Origin of the sequence: Pseudomonas sp. WS 5532 (assembly GCF_012985445.1) — a bacterium.
Classification (GTDB): Bacteria; Pseudomonadota; Gammaproteobacteria; order Pseudomonadales; family Pseudomonadaceae; genus Aquipseudomonas; species Aquipseudomonas edaphica.
On the sequence record NZ_JAAQWK010000002.1, the window covers coordinates 487,537 to 512,178 of the forward strand.

Here is a 24,642-nt window from a genome sequence, read left to right on the forward strand (position 1 = left end):
GACCTCAGGGTCGGCGTTTTGCTGTGCGCTGTTCAAAGGCTTTCTTGATACATCGTCACTTGGCCCTTGAGCCAAGTGTGCAACAAGGTCAACTGCGCCGACGGTTTGCTGCCCGCAGGCCAGACTATGTAATAGCGTGAGGTGTGCGCCGGTTCAATGTCGGTGAGCCGGACCAGCTCCCCGCGTTGAATCAGTGCATGGGCAATCGAGCGGCGTGTCAGCGCGACGCCGTGCCCGAGCCGCACGGCTTCGAGCATCAACGTGGAATCGGTGAACTCCAGCGGCGCTTGCGGACGTTGCCCCTCGATACCTGCGGCGCCCAGCCAGATCGGCCAGCTCTCACTGGCGTGCAGCAACGGCTGCTCAAGGACGGCTTGCGCCGTGTCCGGCAGCACGCCGTGGTTGAAGTCGCGCGCGGCGACCACCAGCAATGAGTCACCCATCAGCGTTTCGCAATGCACATCCGGCCACTGGCCATGACCGAAGCGAATCGCGCAATCAAGCGGGCCTTGCTCGAAGCTGGCGAACTCCATGCTCGACTCCAGCCGCAAGTGCAGCTCGGGGTGAGCCGCCCTGAAATCATGCAGGCGCGGCAACAACCAATGCATGGCGTAGGAAGGCAGCACCGAAGCGGTCAGCTGTGGGTGCCTGGTTTTTGCCATCAGTTTTTCGGTGATCCCGGCGATTTCGCCCAGCCCCTGCCTGATCTGGTAGGCATACACGCGGCCTTCATCCGTCAGCATCAGCGTGCGCTTGTTGCGCATGACCAAAGCGAGGCCCAGGTACTCTTCAAGGGCGCGAATCTGATGGCTGACGGCACTGTGGGTCACGTGCAGTTCGAGGGCGGCCAGGTTCACTTTGCCCAGTCGGGCCAAGGCCTCGAAAGCACGCAGCGCGGCAAGGGGAGGCAGTTTCAAAGTGTGAATTCCTTTCACAGAAAAGCCTAATAATAGCCGCTATACGTGAAATGAGTGGACTATCAATAATGGCGGCAAGTTATTTATTCAAATAACACCGTGTTGAAACTGTCGGGAGTTGTGCGCCATGATTGATGAGATTCAAGCGTTTCTGAACGATTACTTTAGTGTGTTGCAAACTCAGGATTTGAATACGTTCGATCAAGTCTTTCATCGTGGCTGCGTGTTATACAGCGCACAGAACTCGACCGTGGTCGTGCGGCCGTTCGATGAGTACCGGACCATGGTTCAAGGCCGAAAGTCGCCGCAGGAAGGCGGTTTTCCGCAGCTTGATGAGGTATTGATGATTGACGTGATGTCGCCGGAAATGGCCATCGTCAAAGTGCGCTTGCGCTTGTTCAATAACGTGATGGTTGATTATTTGAACCTGATGAAAGTTGACGGTCGCTGGATGATCTTTGCCAAGCTTTTTCATAAGGCCGGTGAAGTGGCTGATCAATAAGCTAACGCCTGGATGCAAAAACGCCCCGATTAATCGGGGCGTTTTTGTTAGCGTCGAAAACTCAGCGGTTGCGGGTCAGCAGCGCTGGTTTTTCACCACGAGGGCGGCCTGGCAGTTGATCCAGCTGCTCAGGTGTCGGGAAGCGATCCGCTTTCGACTCCTTGTGGATGATCTTCGGCGCCGGACCACCGCGCGGGTTCTGCACGGCGGGTTCCGACAAGCGTGGCTGGTCGTCACGGGCCGGACGGCGGTTGTTGCTGCGCGAGTCTTCACGACGGGCCTGGCCGTCACGGGGGGCGCCATTACGCGGGCCGTTGCGCTTGGCAGGTGGCGTACCGGTGGTACCGCCGCTGCTGTTGCGCGGGCCATTTTGACGACCGCCCTGTGGCTGGCCGCCACGTGGAGCACCCGTGCCTGCGCCCGCACCTTGTGCCGGGGCACCAGGACGGCGGCCACGGCCCTGGGCCGGCTTGGCCTGAGGCACGTAGTCAACGCGGTTACCGAAGTTATCCACATCGTCGTCGAGGAACTCGTCCGGGGCGCGGTCGGCAGCGGCACGTGGCGGCTGGCTCGGCTGGCGCTGTTCGCGGGCCGGGGTGCCTTCACGGGGCTTCTGCTCACGGGCTGGGCGTTCGCCACGGCCGTTGGTAGGCGCTTTTTCCTTGCCGCCTTTGTCTTTGCCCTTGTCGCGACGGCCACCGCCACCACCGCCGCCGTTCGGGCCATCGCCCTTCGGACCGCGTGGGTTGCGTGGGTTACGCACGTCCGGACGCTCGCGCGCTTCAGGCTTTTCGGCCTCCACGGCGCTGGAGTCGAAGCCCATCAGGTCGCCGTCGGCGATTTTCTGCTTGGTCATGCGCTCGATGCTTTTCAGCAGCTTTTCTTCGTCCGGAGCGACCAGGGAAATGGCCTCGCCCGAACGACCGGCACGGCCGGTACGGCCGATACGGTGCACGTAATCTTCATCGACGTTCGGCAGCTCGAAGTTGACCACGTGTGGCAATTGGTCGATATCCAGGCCGCGCGCGGCGATATCGGTGGCGACCAGGATGCGCACAGTGCCGGCCTTGAAATCGGCCAGGGCTTTGGTGCGCGCGTTCTGGCTCTTGTTACCGTGGATGGCGACGGCGGTGAGGCCGTGCTTGTCCAGGTACTCGGCCAGGCGGTTGGCGCCGTGCTTGGTGCGGGTAAACACCAGCACCTGCTCCCACGCGCCGTGGGTGATCAGGTGCGCCAGCAGCGAACGCTTGTGGCTGGCTGCCAGGCGGAATACGCGTTGCTCGATACGCTCGACCGTGGTGTTCGGCGGCGTGACTTCGATGCGTTCCGGGTTGTGCAGCAGCTTGCCGGCCAGGGCGGTGATGTCTTGGGAGAACGTTGCCGAGAACAGCAGGTTCTGACGTTTGGCCGGCAGGCGGGCGAGGACCTTTTTCACGTCATGGACAAAGCCCATGTCGAGCATGCGGTCGGCTTCGTCCAGCACGAGGATTTCCACGTGGGACAAATCGACGCTGCCTTGGCCGCACAGGTCGAGCAAACGACCCGGGCAGGCTACCAGCACGTCAACACCACGGGACATGGCCTGAACCTGTGGGTTCATGCCGACGCCGCCGAAGATGCAGGCGCTGACGAACTTCAAGTCGCGGGCGTACAGCTTGAAGCTGTCGTGCACTTGGGCGGCGAGTTCGCGGGTTGGGGTCAGGACCAGTACGCGCGGTTGGCGCGGGCCGTGACGCTGGGATTTGTCCGGGTGACCGTTGGGGAACAACCGCTCCAGAATCGGGAGGGCGAAACCACCGGTTTTACCAGTACCTGTCTGCGCCGCAACCATCAGGTCGCGACCTTGCAACACGGCGGGAATGGCCCGCTGTTGCACCGGAGTAGGCTCGGTATAGCCCGCTGCCTCGATGGCGCGGACTAAAGCCTCGGAGAGACCGAGGGAAGCAAAGGACATGAGTAATCCTGTTTTAGTTAGGGCTTGGCCCAAAGGGATAATCTTGCCGGGCGTGAATGGCGCTTAGGGGAGCGCAACCCCGTCCGGTCCTGCTGCGTCTGGCGGGCACTCCACCGGCTCGCGCGGGCTGAAAGCTGCGCAGTAGCTGGGTTAGGTGCCTTTTTCAAGACCTCAGCGGCCGGGCGTGAGCCTGGCGGAAAGGCCGGAGTATAACAGAGCAATCACGGCGCGCCGCTTTCCTGCTGCTCAACGGTGTGTTCAGGGGCTGTATTGGCTTGGATTCCGCCATATTTGGCGCTTAAGGCTGCGTAGGCAGGCTCTTGCTTGAAGCGCTTGAGCTCGGCGGCAAAGCGTTGCACCAGCAGGTCCATGCCGGCGCCACGGCGCACGGCTAAAAATTGCGGCTGGCGGCTGACCACCAGCGGCGCCTGGCTGACCTTGCCTTCCAGGCCCATGGCCTTGATCACATGCTGGCCGACTCGACGGTCCGTAATCACCAGGTCAATGCGGCCCAGCGACAGTTTGCCGAAGTTGGCCTCATGGCTGGGCGCCGGCTCGCGGTCGAACAGGCTGGATTCGCTGAAGGCCTCGCCATACAGATAGCCTGGTGACGTGCCGACCGTCAGCCCGCGCAGGTCATCCAGGGTCTGGGCCGGATGAGGGCGGTCGTTGGCATAGAACAGCACGAACTCGACAGCCGACAACGGTTCGCTGGGGTAAAGCAGCAAAGCATCGCGCTCATGGCTGTGGAAAATATCCAGTGCGCCATCGGCGTGGCCCTGGTCCAGCATGGCCAGGCAACGTTTCCAGGGCAGGAATTGCCACTCCACCTCCACCCCCAGGCGTTGGAACACGATCATCGTGGTTTCGTAATCCAGGCCGCGCATGCTGCCGTTGTCGTCGTACACATAAGGTGCCCAAGGCTCGGTGACAACGCGCAATTTCTCGCCGTAAGCGGTGAAGCTCAGGCAAGCAAAAAGCACAGCGGTCAACAGCTTGAGAATGACGGGCATCCCCTGAGGTTACGATGCTCCTGCGCTAAAGAGAAGCTCTGGCACACGCATTCGCGGGCAAGTTGATGTGGCGCATTAAAAGCAAAAGGCCCTCGTATAAACGAGGGCCTTGGCATTACCAAACAAGCCTTAGCGTGGCAGCTTGAGGTTGTTCCAGATGGCCAGGCTGGGTTCAGTCTGGTTCAGGGTGTAGAAGTGCAACCCTGGTGCGCCACCTTGCAGCAATTGTTCACACATCTGTGTGATCACCTGCTCGCCGAACGCCTGGATGCTCTTGACGTCATCGCGATAAGCTTCCAGTTGCTTGCGCACCCAGCGTGGGATTTCAGCACCGCAGGCGTCGGAGAAACGCGCCAGCTTGCTGTAGTTGGTGATCGGCATGATGCCCGGCACGATAGGGATATTCACACCCATGGCCCGTACGCGCTCGACAAAGTAGAAGTAGCTGTCGGCGTTGAAGAAGTACTGGGTGATCGCACTGTCGGCACCGGCATTGGCCTTGCGCACGAAGTTCTGCAAATCGTCTTCGAAATTACGCGCCTGTGGGTGCATCTCCGGGTAAGCCGCCACTTCGATATGGAAGTGATCGCCGCTTTCTTCACGGATGAAGCTCACCAGGTCATTGGCGTAGCGCAGCTCGCCGCTGGCCATGCCCATGCCGGACGGCAGGTCGCCACGCAGGGCGACGATGCGCTTGATGCCGGCTTGTTTGTATTGGGTCAGCAGGCTGCGCAGGTCGGCCTTGCTGTCGCCCACGCACGATAAGTGCGGAGCGGCGGGAACTTTGACTTCGCTTTCGAGCTGCAGCACGGTGTTGATCGTGCGGTCACGGGTCGAGCCGCCGGCGCCGTAGGTACAGGAGAAGAAGTCGGGGTTGTAGCTGGCCAACTGCTTGGCAGTCGCCATCAGTTTTTCATGCCCAGCATCGGTCTTGGTCGGGAAAAACTCGAAGCTGTAGCGACGGTCTTGGGACATGGTCGTACCTATGGAAACTCAGAATACCGGTGTGGGAGCGGGCTTGCCCGCGATGCAGGCACCTCGGTTTTTCAGCAATACCGAGGCTATGCTATCGCAGCGGTGCGGCGATCCGACAAGCCAGCTCCTACAAAAGCCAGCTCCCCTATGGCAGCTGGCACTGGGCCGATCAGTAACGGTAAGCGTGCGGCTTGAACGGACCTTCGACGGTCACGCCGATGTAGTCGGCCTGGGTCTTGGTCAGTTGAGTCACCACGCCGCCGAAGCCGCGGACCATTTCCAGGGCCACTTCTTCGTCGAGTTTCTTCGGCAGTACTTCCACGGTCAGACGCTCGGCTTTCTGGGCCGGCGACAGGTCGGCGTACTTCTGGCCGAACAGGAAGATCTGCGCCAGTACCTGGTTGGCGAACGAGCCATCCATGATGCGGCTTGGGTGGCCGGTGGCGTTGCCCAGGTTAACCAGGCGGCCTTCAGCCAGCAGGATCAGGTAGTCGTCATTCTGCGGGTCGAAATCGCCAGCGCCGGTACGGTGAACCTTGTGTACCTGCGGCTTCACTTCTTCCCATGCCCAGTTCTTGCGCATGAAAGCGGTGTCGATTTCGTTGTCGAAGTGGCCGATGTTGCAGACTACAGCGCGCTTCTTCAGGGCTTTGAGCATGTTTGCGTCGCAAACATTCACGTTACCGGTGGTGGTCACGATCAGGTCGATCTTGCCCAGCAGGGCTTTGTCGATGCTCGCTTCGGTGCCGTCGTTCTGGCCGTTGATGAACGGCGAAACCACTTCGAAACCGTCCATGCACGCTTGCATGGCGCAGATCGGGTCAACTTCGGAGACTTTAACGATCATGCCTTCCTGACGCAGAGACTGGGACGAACCCTTGCCCACGTCGCCGTAGCCGATTACCAGGGCTTGCTTGCCCGACAGCAGGTGGTCGGTGCCGCGCTTGATGGCATCGTTGAGGCTGTGACGGCAGCCGTACTTGTTGTCGTTCTTGCTCTTGGTCACCGAGTCGTTGACGTTGATGGCCGGGATTTTCAGCTCGCCCTTGGCCAGCATGTCCAGCAGGCGGTGTACGCCAGTGGTGGTTTCTTCGGTCACACCGTGAACGCGGTCCAGAATCTGCGGGTATTTCTTGTGCAGCAGCTCGGTCAGGTCACCGCCGTCGTCGAGGATCATGTTGGCATCCCATGGCGCGCCATCTTTGAGGATGGTTTGCTCCAGGCACCACTCGTACTCTTCTTCGGTCTCGCCTTTCCAGGCGTAAACCGCGATACCGGCAGCAGCGATAGCAGCAGCGGCCTGGTCCTGAGTCGAGAAAATGTTGCAGGACGACCAGCGTACTTCGGCGCCCAGGGCAACCAGGGTTTCGATCAGCACAGCAGTCTGAATGGTCATGTGGATGCAGCCGAGGATCTTCGCGCCTTTGAGCGGCTGCTCAGCGGCGTACTTGCGGCGCAGGCCCATCAGGGCTGGCATTTCGGATTCGGCGATAAAGGTTTCGCGACGGCCCCAGGCAGCGAGGGACATGTCGGCGACTTTGTAGTCGGTAAAACCTGCAGGCGTGATTACAGCGCTCATGAAGAGCCTCCATTCGTAGTGTGCGAATGGGCGCCGTTGTGCGTTTAGTATCCAGCTGGCTAACCAGGCCGAACAACGCCCCATCCGAGCCTGACAGGTTGAACCTGCTGCAGCGCCCCTCGGACAGGTGGCGGGAGAACGGTATCAATCGAAGATGACCGTTTTGAAGCGGTGGCGATTATAGCCGTGTGCGCGGCACTTCCCAAGCCTTTCTGTCGGCCACATGCAGATCGTGCATGGGCATGATAGGCAATGGTGCATAGAGCTTGGGCGCGGGCTCTGCCATGATGTTGCCCATCATTCGGCAAGACGCTTTGGAGTGACCATGAACTTTCACACCCGCAAATGGGTAAAACCCGAAGACCTCAACCCCAACGGCACCCTGTTCGGCGGCAGCCTGCTGCGCTGGATCGACGAAGAAGCGGCGATCTACGCGATTGTTCAACTGGGCAACCAACGCGTGGTGACCAAGTACATCTCCGAAATCAACTTCGTCAGTGCCTCGCGCCAGGGTGACATCATCGAACTGGGCATCACCGCCACCGAGTTCGGCCGCACCTCGATCACCCTGACCTGTGAAGTGCGCAACAAGATCACCCGCAAAAGTATCCTCACCGTAGAGAAAATGGTGTTCGTCAACCTGGGCGAAGATGGTTTGCCGGCACCGCACGGGCGTACAGAAATCAGGTACGTCAAAGACCAGTTCAAAGACGAAACCGAGTAACTGCGAACCCAGCGGCGGCGGGCATTGAACGCTGGCGGCTGGCGACAGGTCGTACCTGAACAACACCCACCTGTTCAGGTACACCCATGGCGACTCAAGCAGACGGCAAAACCCCCAACCTGTCGCAGGAAGAGCAACAGGACGTCGACAACAACCAGCCGCCCCGCGCGGCGGTGCTGCACGAAATCATCCGCACCCAGGGCGATCAGGAACTGGAACGCAATGTGGCTGCGTTGTGGTGGTCGGCGTTGGCGGCCGGCCTGACCATGGGCCTGTCGCTGATGGGCATGGGGTTGCTCAACTCGCGCCTGCCGGATGGCGAAGCTTTCAAGGTGATCGCCAGCTTTGGCTATTGCGCGGGCTTTCTCGCGGTCATCCTCGCGCGCCAGCAACTGTTCACCGAAAACACCCTGACCGCCGTGCTGCCGGTGATGAGCAAGCCGACGCTGGCCAATGCCGGCCGCCTGTTGCGGTTGTGGACGGTGGTGCTGGTGGGCAACCTGTGCGGCACCTTGCTGGTGGCCTACGTGATGCTGCACCTGCCGATCTTCGACACCAAGACCGACATGGCCTTTCTCGAAATCGGCCGCAAGGTCATGGAAAACGACCCCGGCCAGATGTTCGCCAAGGGCATTATTTCCGGCTGGATGATCGCCACCATGGTGTGGATGATCCCGTCCATGGAAAGCGCGAAGATGTTCATCATCATCCTGATCACTTACCTGATGGCGCTGGGAGACTTCACCCACATCGTCGTCGGTTCGGCGGAAGTGTCGTACCTGGTGTTTGCCGGCGAACTGCCGTGGAAGGACTTCTGGCTGGTGTTCGCCGGGCCGACCCTGGCAGGCAATATCATCGGCGGCAGTTTCATTTTTGCGCTGATCAGCCATGCGCAGATTCGCAGTGAGAGCAGCTTGCCGGGCAAGCCCGCAGACCCGCGCCATCCCCAGCGGGTGAACAAGGACGAGTAAGCTGATTCGTCATAAATGAATGGCAAAGTCGCTGCGCGGTTTTCCATTCATGAAAGAAGGATCTTTATGCGGACTTTCCCTTTTTTGCGGGGGCGCAGTTGGTGCGCGCTGGTATTGGCGGTGGGCGTTTTCGGCGTGGCACAGGCCAAGGATGATGCTGCGGATCGCTCCGTGACCATCGAAAAGCAAACTCAGCGCTACGTGATCAATACCGACGGCAGCTATGTGGTGGATGCCGATAAGGTCGTGCTGATCAACGAAGAGCGGGCCATCAGGTCCAGTGCCCAGCAAGCGGTCAGTTACAACCGCTCATTGGATAGCCTGGAGATTATCGAGGCGTTCACGCTCAAGCCCGATGGGCGCAGGGTAATGGTCACCGCGCCACAGATCAGGGAACAACAGGAGCAGGCCTCGGCCAATGCTCCGATGTTTCAGGATTCGCGGGTCAAGGTGGTGATTTTTCCTGAGGTGGCAGTGGGTGATCGTCTGAGCTTGCGTTACAAGCGAATACGCCACACGGCGCTGTTTCCTGGCGAGTTTACCGACTTCTCCACGGCGAGCTTGAGCCCCACGCTGGATTACTCCCTGATCTACGACTTGCCGGCCGACAAGCCTTTGTACGCCGAGGCCCGGGGTTTCAAAGCCTCCACTTCGGCCGCAGCGGTTGGGCGTAAGGTGTACCGATGGGACTACGTGCCGGCCGACAAAACCCGGCCCGAACAAGGCGCGGTGGCCTACACCGACTATGGCCAACTCCTCGCTGTTTCGACCTTTGCAACCTACAAAGACCTGGCCAGGGCTTACGAGGCACGTGCCAAGGTTGAGGTCACACCGCAAATCACCGAATTGGCGCACAGGCTCACCGCCGACCAGCCAACGCCTCGGGCCAAGGCCCTGGTGCTCAGCGATTGGGTGCGCAAGAACATCCGTTATGTGGCGGTGTACATCGACGCCGGCGGCGTGGTGCCGCACCCGGCGCAATCGGTGCTGGACAACCGTTACGGCGACTGCAAGGACCATGTGGCCCTGCTGGAAGCCATGCTCAAGGCCGTTGGCATCGACAGCTCACCGGTGTTGATCAACGCCGGCAATGCCTATGTTTTGCCCAAGGTGGCGGCGTTACGCGTGCTCAACCATGCGATCACCTATGTGCCAAGCCTGGACCTCTACCTGGACTCCACCGCCAGTTTCATCGCTGCCGGTTACTTGCCACTGCAGGACTTGGACAAGCCGGTGTTGTTGACGCGTACTGGCGAGATGGCACGTACCCCGGCCACTCAACCGAGCAAGCTATCGAGTGAACTGGTGTTCAAGGTCGATGACAAGGGCGCGGCAGACTTTACGCAAACGTCCCTCGCCGAGGGTTGGCGTACCGAAGCGACGCGTTTTTGGATCAGGTCTCAGCAGCCGGCGGAGCGTGATCAGATGATCCAGAAAATGCTGCGCAGCTCAGGCCAGGCGGGCAACGGCACCCTGCAAACAGATGCGCTGGAAGGTACTGCGTCCGGCTTCAACACCACGTTGGCCGGGCGCACGGAAAACCTCGTCAACGTGCCTGGGCCGATCGGTGTACCGGCACTCAGTCGCCTGGGAAGCTATATCGCCCAGGATGTGCAGGCCCTGTCGGTAGAAAAGAAGCGGGTGCAGAACTTCACCTGCTTTGCCGGCGAGAGCGTTGAAAAGGCCCGCTTCGAGTTCCCCGCGTCGTTGACTATTCTGGCGCTGCCCAAGACCGTTTCGCTCAAGGGCGCGGATGTAACCTACGACGCCAGTTATGAGCGCAGCGGCAATACCGTGCTGGTTTCCCGCACGCTTGCCTTTAACCACCCCGAAGCGGTGTGCAGCCCTGAGTGGTTCAAGAGTATGCAGCCGATGATCGAGGCGATGTTCAATGACCTCAAAAGCCAGATCATCGTGCAGACCCATTGATCGCAGGCGCCGGCGGCGAAATGAATCCGCCGCCGGCCTCAATCAGTGAGCCTCGGTTGGCGGTGCAGGCTCATCTTTGGTCACATGCTTGACCAGCTTGCCGATGCTCAAACCCTGCAACAGGATCGACGACAGCACCACGATGTAGGTGATGCTCAACAGCAAGTCGCGTTCCGGGCCAAGCGGCAGGGCTAGCGCCAGTGCTACCGAGACGCCACCGCGCAAACCACCCCAGGTGAGAATGCGGATAGTGCCGCGTGGCACCGTGCGCCAGCGGCGCAGCAACAGGATCGCCGGGGCCACGGTCAGCAGGCGTGAGGCCAGGATCGCCACGGCCAGCAAGCTGGCGGCCAGTACGTGCAGCCAGTTGAACGGCAACAGCAGCAGTTCCATGCCGATCAGTGCAAACAGCAGGGCGTTGAGCATGTCATCGAGCAACTCCCAGAAGCCGTCGAGGTAGCGGCGGGTCATGTCGTTCATGGCCAGCTTGCGCCCCAGGTTGCCGATGATCAGCCCGGCCACCACCATCGCAATCGGCGCCGAGACGTGCAGTTCGGTCGCCATTGCCGAGCCGCCGATCACCAGCGCCAGGGTCAGCATCACTTCGATCTGATGCTGCTCGATGCTCTTGATCATCAGGTACACCAGGTAGCCGATCAGCCCGCCGAACAGCACGCCGCCAATCGCTTCATGGGCGAATAGCATGGCCGTGGCGCCGACGGTCGGTGTTTCACCCAACTGTGCGATGCCCAGCAGCACGGTAAACACCACCACCGCCGTGCCATCGTTGAACAGCGATTCGCCGACGATGGTGGTTTTCAGTGGTTTGGAGGCGTTGGCGGTTCGCAGCACGCCCAACACCGCAATGGGGTCGGTGGGCGAAATCAATGCACCGAACAGCAGGCAGTAGAGGAAGCTGACGTGCCAGCCGAACAGGGCAAAGATGTAGTACGCCAGGCTGCCGATGACCACGGTGGCGATCAATACGCCGAAGGTCGCCAGCAGGCCGATGGGCCAGCGATAGCTGCGCAGGTCGTTGAGGTTGACGTGCAAGGCACCGGCGAACAGCAGGAACGACAGCATCCAGTTCATCAGCAAGTCGCCGAAGTCGATCTGGCCGATTAACTGCTGGATACGTTCTTCGAGGCCTGGGTAGCCGATAAGGCTCAGGCCTTGCAAAATCAGGGAGAACACCAGGGCCGTGACCATCACACCGATCGTGGGCGGCAGCCCAATAAATCGGTAGTTCACATAGGTGAGCAGGGTGGTAAGGCAAATAAAGGCGGCGACAAGTTCAAGCATCCGAGGTCCTTGGAAGTGAGGGAAGGTCGTTATTGCTGGGATGGACCGCAACAGCTGCGGGATGTTTCAAGGCACCGGCTAAAAGCCTGATAGAACCTTTCGGCGCGCCTCGGTTCATAGCCGGTGAGTGCGATATTGCAGTTATAGTGCTAAAACTCTAATTTCTATTTAAAACAAAAAAAGGAATCCATCATGACGGCCGCTTTCTGGTGTGTGTTGATCGCAATATTCCTGCCTTACCTGTGCACGGGGGTGGCCAAGTTCAGCGGTGGCAAGTTCGGCCCGCGGCAGAACCACGACCCGCGTGCCTTCCTGGATACCGTCGAAGGCGTCGCCAAGCGCGCCCACAATGCCCAGCTCAACAGCTTTGAAGTGACGCCTGCGTTTGCAGCGGCGGTAATCATCGCGCACCTGGCCGGTACGGCGTCGCTGGTGACCATCAATGTACTGGCGGTGCTGTTTATCACCAGTCGGCTGCTGTACATCATTTGCTACCTGGCCGACTGGGCGATGCTGCGTTCGCTGGTGTGGGCGGTGGGGATGGCGTTGATTGCGAGTTTCTTTTTTGTGTCGATCTAGAGGTTTGACGTAATCCCCTGTGGGAGCCAGCTCCCACACAAGCCAGCTCCCACACAAGCCCGCACACATGGGTTCTTCAGCGTTATTCAGGTGCCGGCAGGCGCATCCGGCACGTGGGGCAACGCCGCGCCCTTGGGCCACAGCATCCAGATCTGCCCCTGCTGCTTCATATTCCCCGCCAGCTCACCCGCCGCGTCACCGGTGCCCCAGAACAAGTCTGCGCGCACTTCGCCGGTGATCGCGCCGCCGGTGTCCTGCGCGGCGACGGGCCGTGCGATGGGCGAGCCATCGGGTTTGGTGGTCGACAGCCACAACAGGCTGCCCAGCGGAATCACCTTGCGGTCCACCGCCACGCTGTAACCCGCCGTCAGCGGCACATTCAGTGAGCCGCGCGGGCCTTCGTTGCTGTCCGGGCGGGCGCTGAAAAACACGTAGCTGGGGTTGCTCGCCAACAATTGCGGAATGCGCTGCGGGTTGGCCTTGGCCCAGGCGCTGATGGCGCCCATGGTCACGTCTTCTTTTTTCAGTTCGCCTTGCTCCACCAGCCAGCGGCCGATCGGGCGGTACGGGTAACCATTCTGGTCGCCATAGCCCACGCGCAATTGGCGCCCACCGGCCAGTTGAATACGCCCCGAGCCTTGAATCTGCAGGAATTGCAGGTCCATCGGGTTGGTCAGCCAGGCAATCGGCTTGGCAGTGGAGCCTTGGCCGTTGATGGTGCTGGCGTCGTCATACGGCTTGAGTACACGGCCCTCGAGGCGGCCGCGCAGGCGCTTGCCCTTGAGTTCCGGGTAGATGCTTTCCAGGTTGACGATGATCAGGTCGTCCGGCACGCCGTACACCGGCACATGGGCGGTGGCGGTTTCGGTCAGGCTGCCGGGGTAGACCGGCTCGTAGTAGCCGGTGATCAGGCCATTGGGTGTGTTGTCGGCCGAGCGCAGGCCGAACACATCCAGGCGCTCCTTGAGAAAACCGCGCACGGCTACGGCATCGCCCGGTACGGTGGCGGCGGCGGCACAGGTTGCGCCCCACACCGGATCAGCTTTTAGGCGCTGGCAGGCACTGCGCCAGGATTCAAACCCGGCCAGCAGGTCGCTGTCGGAAACCGCCGGCAGCGCTTCCCACGGTGCACTGACATAGGTGGCGACGGCATGGGGCTTGGCCGCTTCATCTTTTTTGCCGGTGTCTTTGCCGCCATCGCAACCGGCCAGCAGCGCAACTATCGGCAGAGCCCATGCCATTCGGCGGCTCCAGCGTTTCAAGGTGACATTCATACACGTAATTCCTGAAGCGGTTGCCTGCGCCGCAGCGCATTCGGGCAACCCTTATTATTAATAGGGCTATTGGTCTTTGCGGGCGGGGCGAGGATACTGGCCGCCGTTTCCCGTGACCCTGAAGCCATCATGACTTTTAAAAAACTGACCGTGGCATTGCTGGCCTGCCTGACCTTGTCCGCCTGCGGCGGTGTCGATCCTAATTCGCCGCTGGGCCAACGCAAGGCCATCTTCAAACAGATGCTCAAGACCGGCGAAGACCTGGGCGGCATGCTGCGTGGGCGTATCCCGTTCGACGGCGCGAAGTTCGCCGAAGGCGCGGTCAAGCTCGATGCGTTGTCCCACGAACCGTGGAAGCATTTCCCGAGTGTGCGTGAGGAAGATCACACCAGCGCCAAGGATACTGTGTGGCAACAGCAGGCACGCTTCCAGGAGCTGGCCCGAAACCTTGAAACGGCTACCGGTGAATTGGTAATCGCAAGCCAGGTGCAGCCCTACAAGGCCAGCAACCTGGGGCCTGCGGTGCAGAAAGTCGAAGATGCCTGCACGGCCTGCCATAAACAGTTTCGCGACCACTGACCGGTTTTATTTGTCGAGTTCGTCGACAGCCTCCTGCAGTTCTTTGCGCGACTGAGCCAGCTTGTCTTTGCGTTTGTTGATCTTGTCGGCATCGCCTTTTTTCATCGCCTTGTCGAGGTCGGCCTGACGGCGGGTGACTTCGTGCTTGGCGTCGAGCACTTTGTTCTCGCGTTCTTTGCGCAAGGACGCATCGGTGCAGTGGGCGGTGACTTCGCTCAGGGCTTTTTCCAGGCCGGCTTGTTGTTCGCTGTTGCCATGGGTCTTGGCTTGTTCGATTTGTGCGCTGATGGCCTGGCGCTTGGCGGCGCAGCCGGTGAGTTCTGGCACTTCTTCGGCGGCCAGCAGCGGCATGCTCGCCAGGCTTACGGTGGCCAACAAGGCAAGTGGGGCTAGAAATTTCATGTGAGGCTCCAAGGTCGCAATCGGATGGCAGGGTGAATTCTGCCGGGAGTAAAAGTGGCCGGGTTGGGCTTAAAACCCGTCAATTCCAGCCACGCGTAATGTTTCAGCTAACGCTTGTACTTGCGGGTCGCGAAAAAAAGCGCTCAATTGCGCCGCGCGGCCCGGGCCAATGCCGTCGGTGGCCAGCCAGGCTTGCGTGTCTTTGGCTGCCAGGGCCTGCCAGCCACCCTCCAGATCGTTGCGCGCCGAAGGCGGTACGCCCAGGGCTTTTAGCCATTGTGCAAAGGGCCGTTGCCGCGCGCTTTGCAGGCTGTCGAGCACCCGGGCACGGCGGCGATCACCGAAGCCGTCAATGTTAGCAAGCTCTGCCGCATCCAGGGTTAACCAATCGAGAATGCCTGCGATTAGACCGGCCTGGATCAATGCGTTCCAGGTCTCGCGGCCCATATAAGGCAGGGCCAGTCCCTGGTTGCTGCTCAGCCAGGTCAGGCGCGCGAGCAATTGCTCTTCGCAGCCAGGGTCAAGTTGCCAACAACTCAAGGCGTGGAAGTTGCGCGCATCCGGTACTTGCACCGCCACCCTGGTCTCGTTGCGCAGGATCACTTGCTCCAACCGAGGAATCACTTGGCCGGCAAGGCTGATGGAGACCTGATCGCCGGGGCGGATATCCAGTGCATGCCAGTGTTTCAAGGAGCCGACGCTGACGCGGCGGATTTGCCGGTCGTCCAGTCGCACCGACTCCAGTTCCAGAATGGGCGTGATACGCCCCGTGCGGCCGATCTTGAACTGCACCTTGCGTACCAGCGCCAAAGCCCTGGTTATCGGGTATTTCCAGGCGACCGCCCAATACGGCGCGCTGACCTGCCAGCGCTTGGCAGGTGCGTGCCGGGCCTGGTGCAGCACCACGCCATCGCTGGCAAAGGGCAGCGGATGGTTGTACCAGTACCTGCGCCAATGCGCGGCTTCAGTGAGGTTTTGCACGGGATGGCTGTAGCGGCGGCTATCGGTGAACCCCCAGCGCGCCAGGGTGGCCAGGCGCGTGCTGAAGTCTGTCGGGCCGTCGGGCCAGGCCCAGACGAATAGCCCGATCCTGGAGGTCTCGGCATCGCTTAACTGTCGGCGATTCATCAGCCCCGCCACTTTGCTGCGGGCACTGAGCCCGCCGTGTTCGGACTGCACATGATCGTCAAGACGCCAATAGAGTTCGCCTTGCAGCACCAGGTCGATGGGCTCTGGCAGTTGCTGGACAATGCCCTGGATCTTGCGCGCGGCGGCTGTCCAGTCCTGACCGAGCAGGCCGTCGCCACGGCTGATGAGCTGGCTCAGGCGACCTTTGCGATACACCAGCGTCACCGCAACGCCGTCGACCTTGGGCTGGATCCAGACGTCCTGGCGTGTCTTGAGCCACTCACCCACGGCCCCTTCATCCACCAGCTTTTCCAGGCCGGTATGAGCGACTGGATGAGGCTGCGTACCGCGTGCACCTGCCAGCGGGTTATCAGCCGTCGACTGCGTTTGCGCAAAACAGGCCTGCCACCGCGCCAGGCGCTGTCGGGCCTGGTCGTACAGCTCGTCGCTGACCGGGGACTGACCGAGCCGGTGGTAACTGTCATCCCAGAGCTTGAGCTGTTCAGCCAGGGTGCCGACCTGTGAGCGTGCCTCTTCGGGGCAGTCTTCGGCCCAGGCTGGAAACGCCAGGGCGCTGAGTAGAAGGGCAATCAGTAAATGCATCATGAGCATCCTTGCTCGGAAGGGACGCTCAGCCTAAGTGATCCAGGCAGCCACAAAAAAGCCCCGGCAGTGCGGGGCTTTTTACCGGGTGTTACCAGTTACTTGAACAGGCCGCCCAACGCCTTCACGGCATCGTTCTTTTCCATCTTGGCTTCCTGTGTTTGTTGCTTGGCATCGACCTTGGCCTGGGATTCTGCCAGTTTGTTACAACCTTTGTTGAGCTGCTCCTGAGCCGCTTTAAACGCCTGGACGCTCAGCAGGTCGTTCTTGGCTTGCGCCGCATCGATCTTGGCTTGCAGGTCTTTGGCTTGCTGCTGACAGTCGCCGGTTTTGCCGCCTAGCTGAGTGCTCAAGGCGCCACCCAATGCACTCAGGTCGGCGGCATGGGCCGGCAGGGCGAACAGGCAGAACAGCGGGGCGGCAGGAGCGAGCGTGGAAATGCGCATGAAAAACCTCAATGTTCGATTGCTTGCGCGCTGGTCTATCCCGGGCTGGCGCAAGGCAATATCCAAATAAGGTGAGAGGCCCGAGAGGGCGCGGATTCTAGAGGGCCATTATTTGGCCTGCAAGCATTGGATCCAAAAAATACGAAAGTCATCGCGCAGACAATAAAAAGCCCCGCCGGGCGAACCCGGCGGGGCTTTTGGTGCAACGCGTGCTTACAGGCCGGCGGCAGTGCGCAGGTCGTTGGCGCGGTCGGTTTTTTCCCAGGTGAAGGTGGTGAAGGTGTCGTCGCCGACAGTCTTCTGCGCAGGGGTACGGCCGAAGTGGCCATAGGCTGCAGTGTCCTGGTACATCGGGTGCAGCAGGTCGAGCATGGTGGTGATTGCGTAAGGGCGCAGGTCGAAGATCTCACGCACCAGCTTGACGATCTTGTCATCGCTGATCTTGCCGGTGCCGAAGGTGTTCAGCGAGATCGACGTAGGCTGGGCCACACCGATCGCGTAGGAAACCTGGATTTCGCAACGCTCGGCCAGGCCGGCCGCGACGATGTTCTTGGCCACGTAACGACCGGCGTAGGCCGCCGAGCGGTCAACCTTGGATGGGTCTTTACCCGAGAACGCACCACCGCCATGACGGGCCATGCCGCCGTAGCTGTCGACGATGATCTTGCGACCGGTCAGGCCGCAGTCGCCCACTGGGCCGCCGATGATGAACTGGCCGGTCGGGTTGATGTGGAACTGGGTGTCTTTGGTCAGCAGTTCGGCAGGCAGCACGTGCTTGACGATCAGCTCCATCACGCCTTCACGCAGGTCGGCGTAGGACACGTCCGGGTTGTGTTGGGTCGACAGTACAACGGCGTCGATGCCCACCACTTTGCCGCCTTCGTAACGGCAGGTGACCTGGGACTTGGCGTCCGGGCGCAGCCATGGCAGCACGCCGGATTTACGTGCTTGCGCCTGGCGCTGTACCAGCTGGTGCGAGAAGGTGATCGGTGCCGGCATCAGCACGTCGGTTTCGTTGCTGGCGTAGCCGAACATCAGGCCCTGGTCGCCGGCGCCCTGATCTTCAGGCTTGGCGCGGTCCACACCCTGGTTGATGTCGGGGGACTGCTTGCCGATGATGTTCATCACGCCGCAGGTCGCGCCGTCGAAGCCGACGTCGGAGCTGTTGTAGCCAATGTCGGTGATCACGTCACGAACGATCTGCTCCAGGTCGACCCAGGCCGTGGTGGTGACTTCACCGGCGATGATCGCCACGCCCGTTTTCACCAGAGTCTCGCACGCCACGCGGGCGAACTTGTCTTCAGCAATGATGGCGTCCAGCACCGCGTCAGAAATCTGGTCGGCGATTTTGTCCGGATGCCCTTCAGACACGGACTCGGAGGTGAAAAGGGAGTATTCGCTCATCTCGATGTTTTCCTGATATTTACCGATGGTGAGTGTCGCCAGTCGGTCGCTGAAAGTGGCGGACCTGGATCTGGAAACCATTACGTAAACCTACATAGAGGCTTTCCCCGGGAACGAGTCCCGCAGCGGTGGCCCAACGGGCCAGATCGTCCTGTTCAAAACCCAACCAGAGATCACCGCAGGCCTCCTTGGCCCAATTCTGGTTGTGGCTGCATAAATCTGTGACCAGCAGGCTGCCGCCCGGTTGCAGCAAATTCGCCATCTGCTTGAGGGCTTCGGCGGGGGCCGCAAAATGGTGCAAGACCATGTTCAGCACCACGCAATCGGCCAGCAGGCTGGTGTCATTCAACGCGTCGGCCAACTGCAGGCTGACGTTGCCCAGCGCTTCGCGCTCGCACAGCTGGCGCGCCAGTTCAAGCATCGCCGGGCTGTTGTCGAGCGCGGTCACCTGCTTGAAGCGACGTGCCAGTTCCGGCAGGAAGCCACCGTCGCCGGGGCCAACTTCCAACGCCGTCGCCTCATCACTGAAGCTCAGCTTGTCCAACAGCGCCAGTACGCTTTCGCGGTATTGGGGCAAACCGGCGATCAAGTCCTGCTGGGCGCGAAACTTCTCGGCTACCCGTGAGAAAAAGTCCTGGCTGGCGGCGGCGCGTTGCCCGTGGACCTGGCTGATGCGCGACTGCACGTCGCTGGGCAGGCCCAAACTGTCTACCTCTTCGAGCAGGGCAGCGTGCAGCTTGCCGCCGAGCAGCTCGGTGTGGGGCAGGGCGCGGCGATAGAAAATCGCATTGCCTTCGCGGCGCGTAGCCACCAGCTCGGCCTGGGCCAGCACCTTGAGGTGGTGGCTCATGCCGGATTGGCCGATGGCGAAGATCTGCGCCAGCTCCAGCACCCCAAAAGAGTCGTTGGCCAGTGCGCGCAACACGTTCAGGCGCAACGGATCACCAGCGGCCTTGCATAAGGCAGCCAGCTCATCGCCGTCGTCGGGACGCAGGGAGGGCACGGGTAGGTTCATAAGGCCAGCAGTCTAGTGACGGGTGGAAATCCCCGCAAGGCCAATATCAAAAAGTTTTGATATTGGTCGATAATCGGTAGTTATAAGCAGCCGCTATAACCTTTAGACGAACCGGTGGGCTGTTTCTGCAAGCCAATGCCGGGTAAACCGCAGGAAAAACACCTACAAGTGACTATCTGTCATTGCCCGCAGGCGGTGGCTGAGGGAAAATGCCGGTCCTTTTTTCCGTTTCTTCTACTCAAACTCCAGGAGATCAGCGATGCCCAGCCGTCGTGAGCGTGCCAACGCCATTCGTGCCCTCAGCATGGATGCCGTGCAAAAAGCCAACAGCGGCCATCCCGGTGCCCCGATGGGCATGGCGGATATCGCCGAGGTACTTTGGCGTGACTACCTGAAGCACAACCCGAGCAACCCGTCGTTCGCTGACCGTGACCGGTTCGTGCTGTCCAACGGCCACGGCTCGATGCTGATCTACTCGCTGCTGCACCTGACCGGCTACGACGTCACCATCGATGACCTCAAGAGCTTCCGCCAGCTGCACAGCCGCACCCCGGGCCACCCGGAATTCGGCTACACCCCAGGCGTCGAGACCACCACTGGCCCGCTGGGCCAGGGCCTGGCCAACGCCGTGGGTTTTGCGCTGGCGGAAAAAGTATTGGGCGCGCAGTTCAACCGCCCTGGCCACAACATTGTCGACCACCACACCTACGTGTTCCTGGGTGATGGCTGCATGATGGAAGGTATTTCCCACGAAGTCGCGTCCCTGGCCGGCACCCTGGGCCTGGGCAAGCTGATTGCCTTCTACGATGACAACGGCATCTCCATCGACGGCGAAGTCGAAGGCTGGTTCACCGACGACACGCCAAAGCGTTTCGAAGCCTACAACTGGCAGGTGATCCGCAACGTTGACGGTCACGATCCGGAAGAGATCAAGACCGCCATCGACACCGCGCGCAAGAGCGAGCAGCCGACCCTGATCTGCTGCAAGACCATCATCGGTTTCGGCTCGCCGAACAAGCAAGGTAAAGAAGACTGCCACGGCGCCCCACTGGGTGACGCGGAAATCGCCTTGGCTCGTGAAGCGCTGAAGTGGAACCATGGCCCGTTCGAAATCCCGGCTGACATCTACGCCGAGTGGAGCGCCAAGGAAAAAGGCCTGGCCGCCGAAGCCGAGTGGGACCAGCGTTTTGCTGCCTACTCCGCCGAATTCCCGGAATTGGCCAACGAGCTGGTGCGCCGCCTGGCCGGTGACCTGCCTGCCGACTTCTCGGAAAAAGCCTCGGCCTACATCGCCGAAGTCGCGGCCAAGGGCGAGACCATTGCCAGCCGTAAAGCCAGCCAGAACACCCTGAACGCCTTTGGCCCATTGCTGCCTGAGATCCTCGGCGGTTCGGCTGACCTGGCCGGTTCCAACCTGACCCTGTGGAAAGGTTGCAAAGGTGTCTCGGCCGAAGACGCCAGCGGCAACTACATGTACTACGGTGTGCGCGAGTTCGGCATGAGCGCCATCATGAACGGCGTGTCCCTGCACGGCGGCCTGGTGCCTTACGGCGCGACCTTCCTGATGTTCATGGAATACGCGCGTAATGCGGTACGTATGGCCGCGCTGATGAAGAAGCGGGTGATCCATGTGTACACCCACGACTCCATCGGCCTGGGCGAAGACGGCCCGACGCACCAGCCGGTCGAGCAACTGACCAGCCTGCGTACCACGCCGAACCTGGATTGCTGGCGCCCAGCCGACGCGGTGGAATCCGCGGTGGCCTGGAAGCACGCGATCGAGCGTAAGGACGGCCCTTCGGCGCTGATCTTCTCGCGTCAGAACCTGCAACACCAAGTGCGTACCGACGCGCAGATCGCCAACATTAGCCGTGGCGGTTATGTGCTCAAAGACTGCATCGGCGAGCCGGAGTTGATCCTGATCTCCACCGGTTCCGAAGTCGGCCTGACTGTTCAAGCCTACGACAAGCTGACCGAGCAGGGCCGCAACGTTCGCGTGGTGTCCATGCCGTGCACCAGCCTGTTTGAAGCCCAGGATGCCGACTACAAGCAATCGGTATTGCCGTTGCAGGTCAGCGCGCGTATCGCCATCGAAGCGGCGCACGCCGACTACTGGTACAAGTACGTGGGCCTGGAAGGCCGCGTGATCGGCATGACCACCTACGGTGAGTCGGCGCCGGCGCCAGCGTTGTTCGAAGAATTCGGTTTCACCTTGGAAAACATCCTGGGTCAGGCTGAAGAGCTGCTGGAAGACTAAGTCAGTCTGCGTTGTCTGTACTGGCGCCATCGCGGGCAAGCCCGCTCCCACATTTGGATCACGGTCTAATGTGGGAGCGGGCTTGCCCGCGATGGCGTCAGAACATTCAGCACCGAACTCACCTTGATCGAGAACCCCATGCCTCAACCGCGTCCCTACAAAGTTGCACTCAACGGCTACGGCCGCATTGGTCGTTGCGTCTTGCGTGCTCTGTTCGAGCGAGGGGCGGCGGCCGGGTTTGAAATTGTGGCGATCAACGATTTGGCTGACATGGCCAGCATCGAATACCTGACACGCTTTGACTCCACCCACGGCCGCTTCCCCGGCGAAGTGCGGGTCGAGGGCGATTGTCTGCATATTAATGGCACCTGCGTGAAGGTCTTGCGCAGTGCCACCCCCGAAGGCATCGACTGGAAAGCACTGGGCGTTGACCTGGTGCTGGAATGTTCCGGTGTCTATCACACCCGTGCCGATGGCCAGCGTTTTCTCGACGCCGGCGCACCGCGTGTGCTGTTTTCCCAGCCGATGGCCAGCGAGGCGGATGTGGACGCCACCATCGTCTACGGTATCAACCAGGATTGCCTGACCGGCGATGAACTGCTGGTGTCCAACGCCTCCTGCACCACCAACTGCAGCGTGCCGCTGTTGCGCCTGCTGGATCAGGCGATCGGTATCGATTATGTGTCGATCACCACGATTCACTCGGCGATGAACGACCAGCCGGTGATCGACGCCTATCATCATGAAGACCTGCGCCGCACGCGCTCGGCGTTCCAGTCGGTGATTCCGGTGTCTACCGGCCTGGCCCGTGGCATCGAGCGACTGTTGCCGGAACTTGCCGGGCGAATCCAGGCCAAAGCCGTACGGGTGCCGACGGTGAATGTGTCCTGTCTGGACATCACCATGCAAACCGTCAGCGACACTGACGCGACGGAGGTCAACCGGATCTTGCGCGACGCCGCCACCAGCGGCCCGCTCAAAGGCCTGCTGGCCTACACCGAGTTGCCGCACGCCAGTTGTGATTTCAACCATGACCCGCATTCGGCGATTGTGGATGCCAGCCAGACCCGTGTTTCCGGCCCCAGGCTGGTGAACATCCTGGCGTGGTTCGACAACGAATGGGGTTTTGCCAACCGCATGCTGGATGTGGCAGAGCACTATCTGCACATCGCTTCTAAACAACCTCAACAGTAATTCAGGAACTGCGACCCATGACCGTGTTGAAGATGACCGACCTCGATCTGCAAGGTAAGCGCGTACTGATTCGCGAAGACCTCAACGTCCCAGTCAAGGACGGTGTTGTCACCAGCGATGCGCGAATCCTGGCCTCGCTGCCGACCATCAAGCTGGCCCTGGAAAAAGGCGCGGCCGTGATGGTCTGCTCCCACCTGGGTCGCCCGACCGAAGGTGAGTTCAGCGCCGAAAACAGCCTCAAGCCTGTAGCCGACTACCTGAGCAAGGCCCTGGGCCGCGACGTGCCGCTGGTAGCCGACTACCTGGGCGGCGTTTCTGTTGCGCCTGGCGATATCGTGCTGTTCGAAAACGTGCGCTTTAACAAAGGCGAGAAAAAGAACAGCGACGAACTGGCCCAGCAATACGCGGCCCTGTGCGACGTGTTTGTGATGGACGCTTTCGGCACCGCGCACCGCGCCGAAGGCTCGACCCACGGCGTGGCCAAGTTCGCTAAAGTTGCCGCGGCTGGCCCATTGCTGGCTGCTGAGCTGGATGCATTGGGCAAGGCGCTGGGTGCTCCGGCACAACCGATGGCTGCCATCGTGGCCGGCTCCAAAGTGTCGACCAAGCTGGACGTGCTCAACAGCCTCAGCCAGATCTGCAACCAGCTGATCGTCGGCGGCGGCATCGCCAACACCTTCCTGGCCGCAGCCGGGCACCCGGTGGGCAAGTCGCTGTACGAGCCAGACCTGCTCGACACTGCCCGCGCCATCGCCGCCAAAGTCAGCGTGCCGCTGCCGGTGGACGTGGTGGTTGCCAAGGAATTCGCTGAAAGCGCCGAAGCCACCGTCAAGCTGATTGCTGACGTGGCGGCTGACGACATGATCCTGGATATCGGCCCGCAAACGGCGGCTAACTTTGCGCAACTGCTGAAAGCCTCCCAGACCATTCTGTGGAACGGCCCGGTTGGCGTGTTTGAGTTCGACCAGTTCGGCAACGGCACCAAAGTGCTGGCCAAGGCGATTGCCGAAAGCTCGGCATTCTCCATCGCCGGCGGCGGTGACACCCTGGCCGCCATCGATAAATATGGCGTTGCTGACCAGATCTCCTACATTTCTACCGGTGGCGGCGCATTCCTCGAATTCGTCGAAGGCAAAGTGTTGCCGGCCGTTGAAGTGCTGGAAACCCGAGCCAAAGGTTAAGGCTCGTGATCCGGAAAAGGAGCATTCCCATGATCAAGTCGTTGGCACTGGTGATCGCAGCGGGCCTGTTGGCCGGCTGCGGCAGCACGCCAAGCGCTGTGCCCGAGGCGCAAGCGCCTGGGGCTGCGCCGAAAAAAAGCTGCTACCAGGCCGACTGGCAGGCCGAAACCATGCCGGTGATCAACAAGCGCATCGGCAATGAACGGCTGGAACAATACGACGCCGCGCCCAACGGTCAGGAACAGGGTTGCCCATGACGGGTCTGATCAACTAACCGACAGCAGTGGCGGCCCTTGGGGTCGTCGTTCGAGGAGTGGCAATGAAAGGCGTTTTCGCCCTCGCAGCCCTGGCCTTGTTGGCCGGTTGCAGCAGCATGAACATGTTCAACAAGGCCGCAGAACCGGCAGACAAATGGACCACCTGGACCTGCGACAGCAAGGCCGAGGTCAACTGGCGCTTTACCAATGCGGCCCGTTCCGAAGTGGATGTACGCCTCGGTGGTTCGGACCAGGTTTATCGCCTTAAACAAGAGGTTGCCGCCTCGGGCGTGCTGTACAGCGACGGCCAGCTGGCGTTTCACACAAAAGGTGAGGAAGGCCTGGTTTACTGGGTCGCCACCGATGATTTGATTGGGCGTGGCTGTAAGGCCCAGTAAGAAGATCGAATGGGAGAGCAGATTGTGTGGCGAGGGAGCTTGCTCCCGCTGGAGTGCGA

The 24,642-nt window shown here is 60.8% G+C and carries 23 protein-coding genes and 1 riboswitch; of the genes, 11 read left to right on the top strand and 12 right to left on the bottom strand.

What is annotated here, in order from left to right; translation table 11 throughout:
- Window positions 1-32 precede the first annotated feature (32 nt).
- Window positions 33-917 (bottom strand): LysR substrate-binding domain-containing protein, encoded by an 885-nt coding sequence (locus tag HBO23_RS05880; RefSeq protein ID WP_017139417.1) that lies wholly within the window; start codon window positions 915-917, stop codon window positions 33-35.
- Window positions 918-1,044: 127 nt separating this feature from the next.
- Between HBO23_RS05880 and HBO23_RS05885 the strand changes: the two genes are divergently transcribed.
- Complete coding sequence (locus HBO23_RS05885) at window positions 1,045-1,419, top strand: nuclear transport factor 2 family protein (RefSeq protein WP_056857726.1); 375 nt, start codon at window positions 1,045-1,047, stop codon at window positions 1,417-1,419.
- Window positions 1,420-1,480: 61 nt separating this feature from the next.
- Here the strand turns inward: HBO23_RS05885 and HBO23_RS05890 are convergent, their stop codons facing one another.
- The 4 genes from HBO23_RS05890 to ahcY form a co-directional block, all read right to left on the bottom strand.
- Entirely contained in the window at window positions 1,481-3,373 is a 1,893-nt protein-coding gene (locus HBO23_RS05890; RefSeq protein ID WP_017139415.1) for a DEAD/DEAH box helicase, read from the bottom strand.
- 221 nt (window positions 3,374-3,594) lie between these two features.
- Complete coding sequence (locus HBO23_RS05895) at window positions 3,595-4,386, bottom strand: transporter substrate-binding domain-containing protein (protein ID WP_017139414.1); 792 nt, start codon at window positions 4,384-4,386, stop codon at window positions 3,595-3,597.
- A 129-nt stretch (window positions 4,387-4,515) separates the two neighbouring features.
- Window positions 4,516-5,361, bottom strand: a complete 846-nt coding sequence (gene metF / locus HBO23_RS05900) for a methylenetetrahydrofolate reductase [NAD(P)H] (RefSeq protein ID WP_170036833.1) — start codon at window positions 5,359-5,361, stop codon at window positions 4,516-4,518.
- A 169-nt stretch (window positions 5,362-5,530) separates the two neighbouring features.
- A complete protein-coding gene (gene ahcY / locus HBO23_RS05905; RefSeq protein WP_017139412.1) occupies window positions 5,531-6,940 on the bottom strand; it encodes an adenosylhomocysteinase in 1,410 nt (469 codons plus the stop codon).
- A gap of 21 nt (window positions 6,941-6,961) precedes the next feature.
- Window positions 6,962-7,067: riboswitch (S-adenosyl-L-homocysteine riboswitch) on the bottom strand.
- A gap of 198 nt (window positions 7,068-7,265) precedes the next feature.
- On the opposite strand from ahcY, the gene HBO23_RS05910 reads away from it, so the two are divergent.
- The 3 genes from HBO23_RS05910 (at window position 7,266) to HBO23_RS05920 (ending at window position 10,564) form a co-directional block, all read left to right on the top strand.
- A complete protein-coding gene (locus HBO23_RS05910; protein WP_017139410.1) occupies window positions 7,266-7,664 on the top strand; it encodes a hotdog domain-containing protein in 399 nt (132 codons plus the stop codon).
- Between the two features lie 86 nt (window positions 7,665-7,750).
- Window positions 7,751-8,635 carry a formate/nitrite transporter family protein gene (locus tag HBO23_RS05915; protein ID WP_017139409.1) on the top strand — a complete coding sequence of 295 codons (885 nt, stop codon included), beginning with the start codon at window positions 7,751-7,753 and terminating at the stop codon, window positions 8,633-8,635.
- Window positions 8,636-8,701: 66 nt separating this feature from the next.
- Window positions 8,702-10,564 (top strand): DUF3857 domain-containing protein, encoded by a 1,863-nt coding sequence (locus HBO23_RS05920; protein WP_170036835.1) that lies wholly within the window; start codon window positions 8,702-8,704, stop codon window positions 10,562-10,564.
- A gap of 42 nt (window positions 10,565-10,606) precedes the next feature.
- Here the strand turns inward: HBO23_RS05920 and HBO23_RS05925 are convergent, their stop codons facing one another.
- Complete coding sequence (locus tag HBO23_RS05925; RefSeq protein ID WP_170036837.1) at window positions 10,607-11,866, bottom strand: sodium:proton antiporter; 1,260 nt, start codon at window positions 11,864-11,866, stop codon at window positions 10,607-10,609.
- Window positions 11,867-12,058: 192 nt separating this feature from the next.
- Between HBO23_RS05925 and HBO23_RS05930 the strand changes: the two genes are divergently transcribed.
- On the top strand, window positions 12,059-12,445 hold the full coding sequence (locus HBO23_RS05930) for an MAPEG family protein (protein WP_017139406.1): 387 nt from the start codon (window positions 12,059-12,061) through the stop codon (window positions 12,443-12,445).
- Between the two features lie 86 nt (window positions 12,446-12,531).
- Here the strand turns inward: HBO23_RS05930 and HBO23_RS05935 are convergent, their stop codons facing one another.
- On the bottom strand, window positions 12,532-13,719 hold the full coding sequence (locus HBO23_RS05935) for an MltA domain-containing protein (RefSeq protein ID WP_170036839.1): 1,188 nt from the start codon (window positions 13,717-13,719) through the stop codon (window positions 12,532-12,534).
- A 129-nt stretch (window positions 13,720-13,848) separates the two neighbouring features.
- Here HBO23_RS05935 and HBO23_RS05940 point away from each other — a divergent pair, with 129 nt between their 5' ends.
- Window positions 13,849-14,298 (top strand): cytochrome c, encoded by a 450-nt coding sequence (locus HBO23_RS05940; protein WP_170036841.1) that lies wholly within the window; start codon window positions 13,849-13,851, stop codon window positions 14,296-14,298.
- Window positions 14,299-14,304: 6 nt separating this feature from the next.
- Here HBO23_RS05940 and HBO23_RS05945 read toward each other — a convergent pair whose 3' ends face one another.
- The 5 genes from HBO23_RS05945 to HBO23_RS05965 all read right to left on the bottom strand — a co-directional run bounded on the left by HBO23_RS05945 (window position 14,305) and on the right by HBO23_RS05965 (window position 19,296).
- Window positions 14,305-14,700, bottom strand: a complete 396-nt coding sequence (locus HBO23_RS05945) for a DUF1090 domain-containing protein (RefSeq protein ID WP_017139403.1) — start codon at window positions 14,698-14,700, stop codon at window positions 14,305-14,307.
- Between the two features lie 69 nt (window positions 14,701-14,769).
- Window positions 14,770-16,434: an NAD-dependent DNA ligase LigB gene (ligB, locus tag HBO23_RS05950; protein WP_170036843.1), complete on the bottom strand. Its 1,665-nt coding sequence runs from the start codon at window positions 16,432-16,434 to the stop codon at window positions 14,770-14,772.
- A gap of 95 nt (window positions 16,435-16,529) precedes the next feature.
- Window positions 16,530-16,877, bottom strand: a complete 348-nt coding sequence (locus HBO23_RS05955; protein WP_170036845.1) for a hypothetical protein — start codon at window positions 16,875-16,877, stop codon at window positions 16,530-16,532.
- Window positions 16,878-17,090: 213 nt separating this feature from the next.
- Complete coding sequence (gene metK, locus HBO23_RS05960; protein WP_099550362.1) at window positions 17,091-18,281, bottom strand: methionine adenosyltransferase; 1,191 nt, start codon at window positions 18,279-18,281, stop codon at window positions 17,091-17,093.
- 19 nt (window positions 18,282-18,300) lie between these two features.
- Window positions 18,301-19,296, bottom strand: a complete 996-nt coding sequence (locus HBO23_RS05965; RefSeq protein ID WP_017139399.1) for a metalloregulator ArsR/SmtB family transcription factor — start codon at window positions 19,294-19,296, stop codon at window positions 18,301-18,303.
- Window positions 19,297-19,555: 259 nt separating this feature from the next.
- Between HBO23_RS05965 and tkt the strand changes: the two genes are divergently transcribed.
- From tkt to HBO23_RS05990, 5 genes are all read left to right on the top strand, one after another.
- On the top strand, window positions 19,556-21,553 hold the full coding sequence (gene tkt, locus HBO23_RS05970) for a transketolase (RefSeq protein ID WP_017139398.1): 1,998 nt from the start codon (window positions 19,556-19,558) through the stop codon (window positions 21,551-21,553).
- Between the two features lie 138 nt (window positions 21,554-21,691).
- Window positions 21,692-22,747, top strand: a complete 1,056-nt coding sequence (epd, locus tag HBO23_RS05975) for an erythrose-4-phosphate dehydrogenase (protein WP_017139397.1) — start codon at window positions 21,692-21,694, stop codon at window positions 22,745-22,747.
- Window positions 22,748-22,764: 17 nt separating this feature from the next.
- Entirely contained in the window at window positions 22,765-23,928 is a 1,164-nt protein-coding gene (locus tag HBO23_RS05980; protein WP_099550363.1) for a phosphoglycerate kinase, read from the top strand.
- A gap of 29 nt (window positions 23,929-23,957) precedes the next feature.
- Window positions 23,958-24,185 carry a hypothetical protein gene (locus HBO23_RS05985; RefSeq protein ID WP_099550364.1) on the top strand — a complete coding sequence of 76 codons (228 nt, stop codon included), beginning with the start codon at window positions 23,958-23,960 and terminating at the stop codon, window positions 24,183-24,185.
- A gap of 62 nt (window positions 24,186-24,247) precedes the next feature.
- Window positions 24,248-24,583: an MliC family protein gene (locus HBO23_RS05990; RefSeq protein ID WP_099550365.1), complete on the top strand. Its 336-nt coding sequence runs from the start codon at window positions 24,248-24,250 to the stop codon at window positions 24,581-24,583.
- Window positions 24,584-24,642 lie beyond the last annotated feature (59 nt).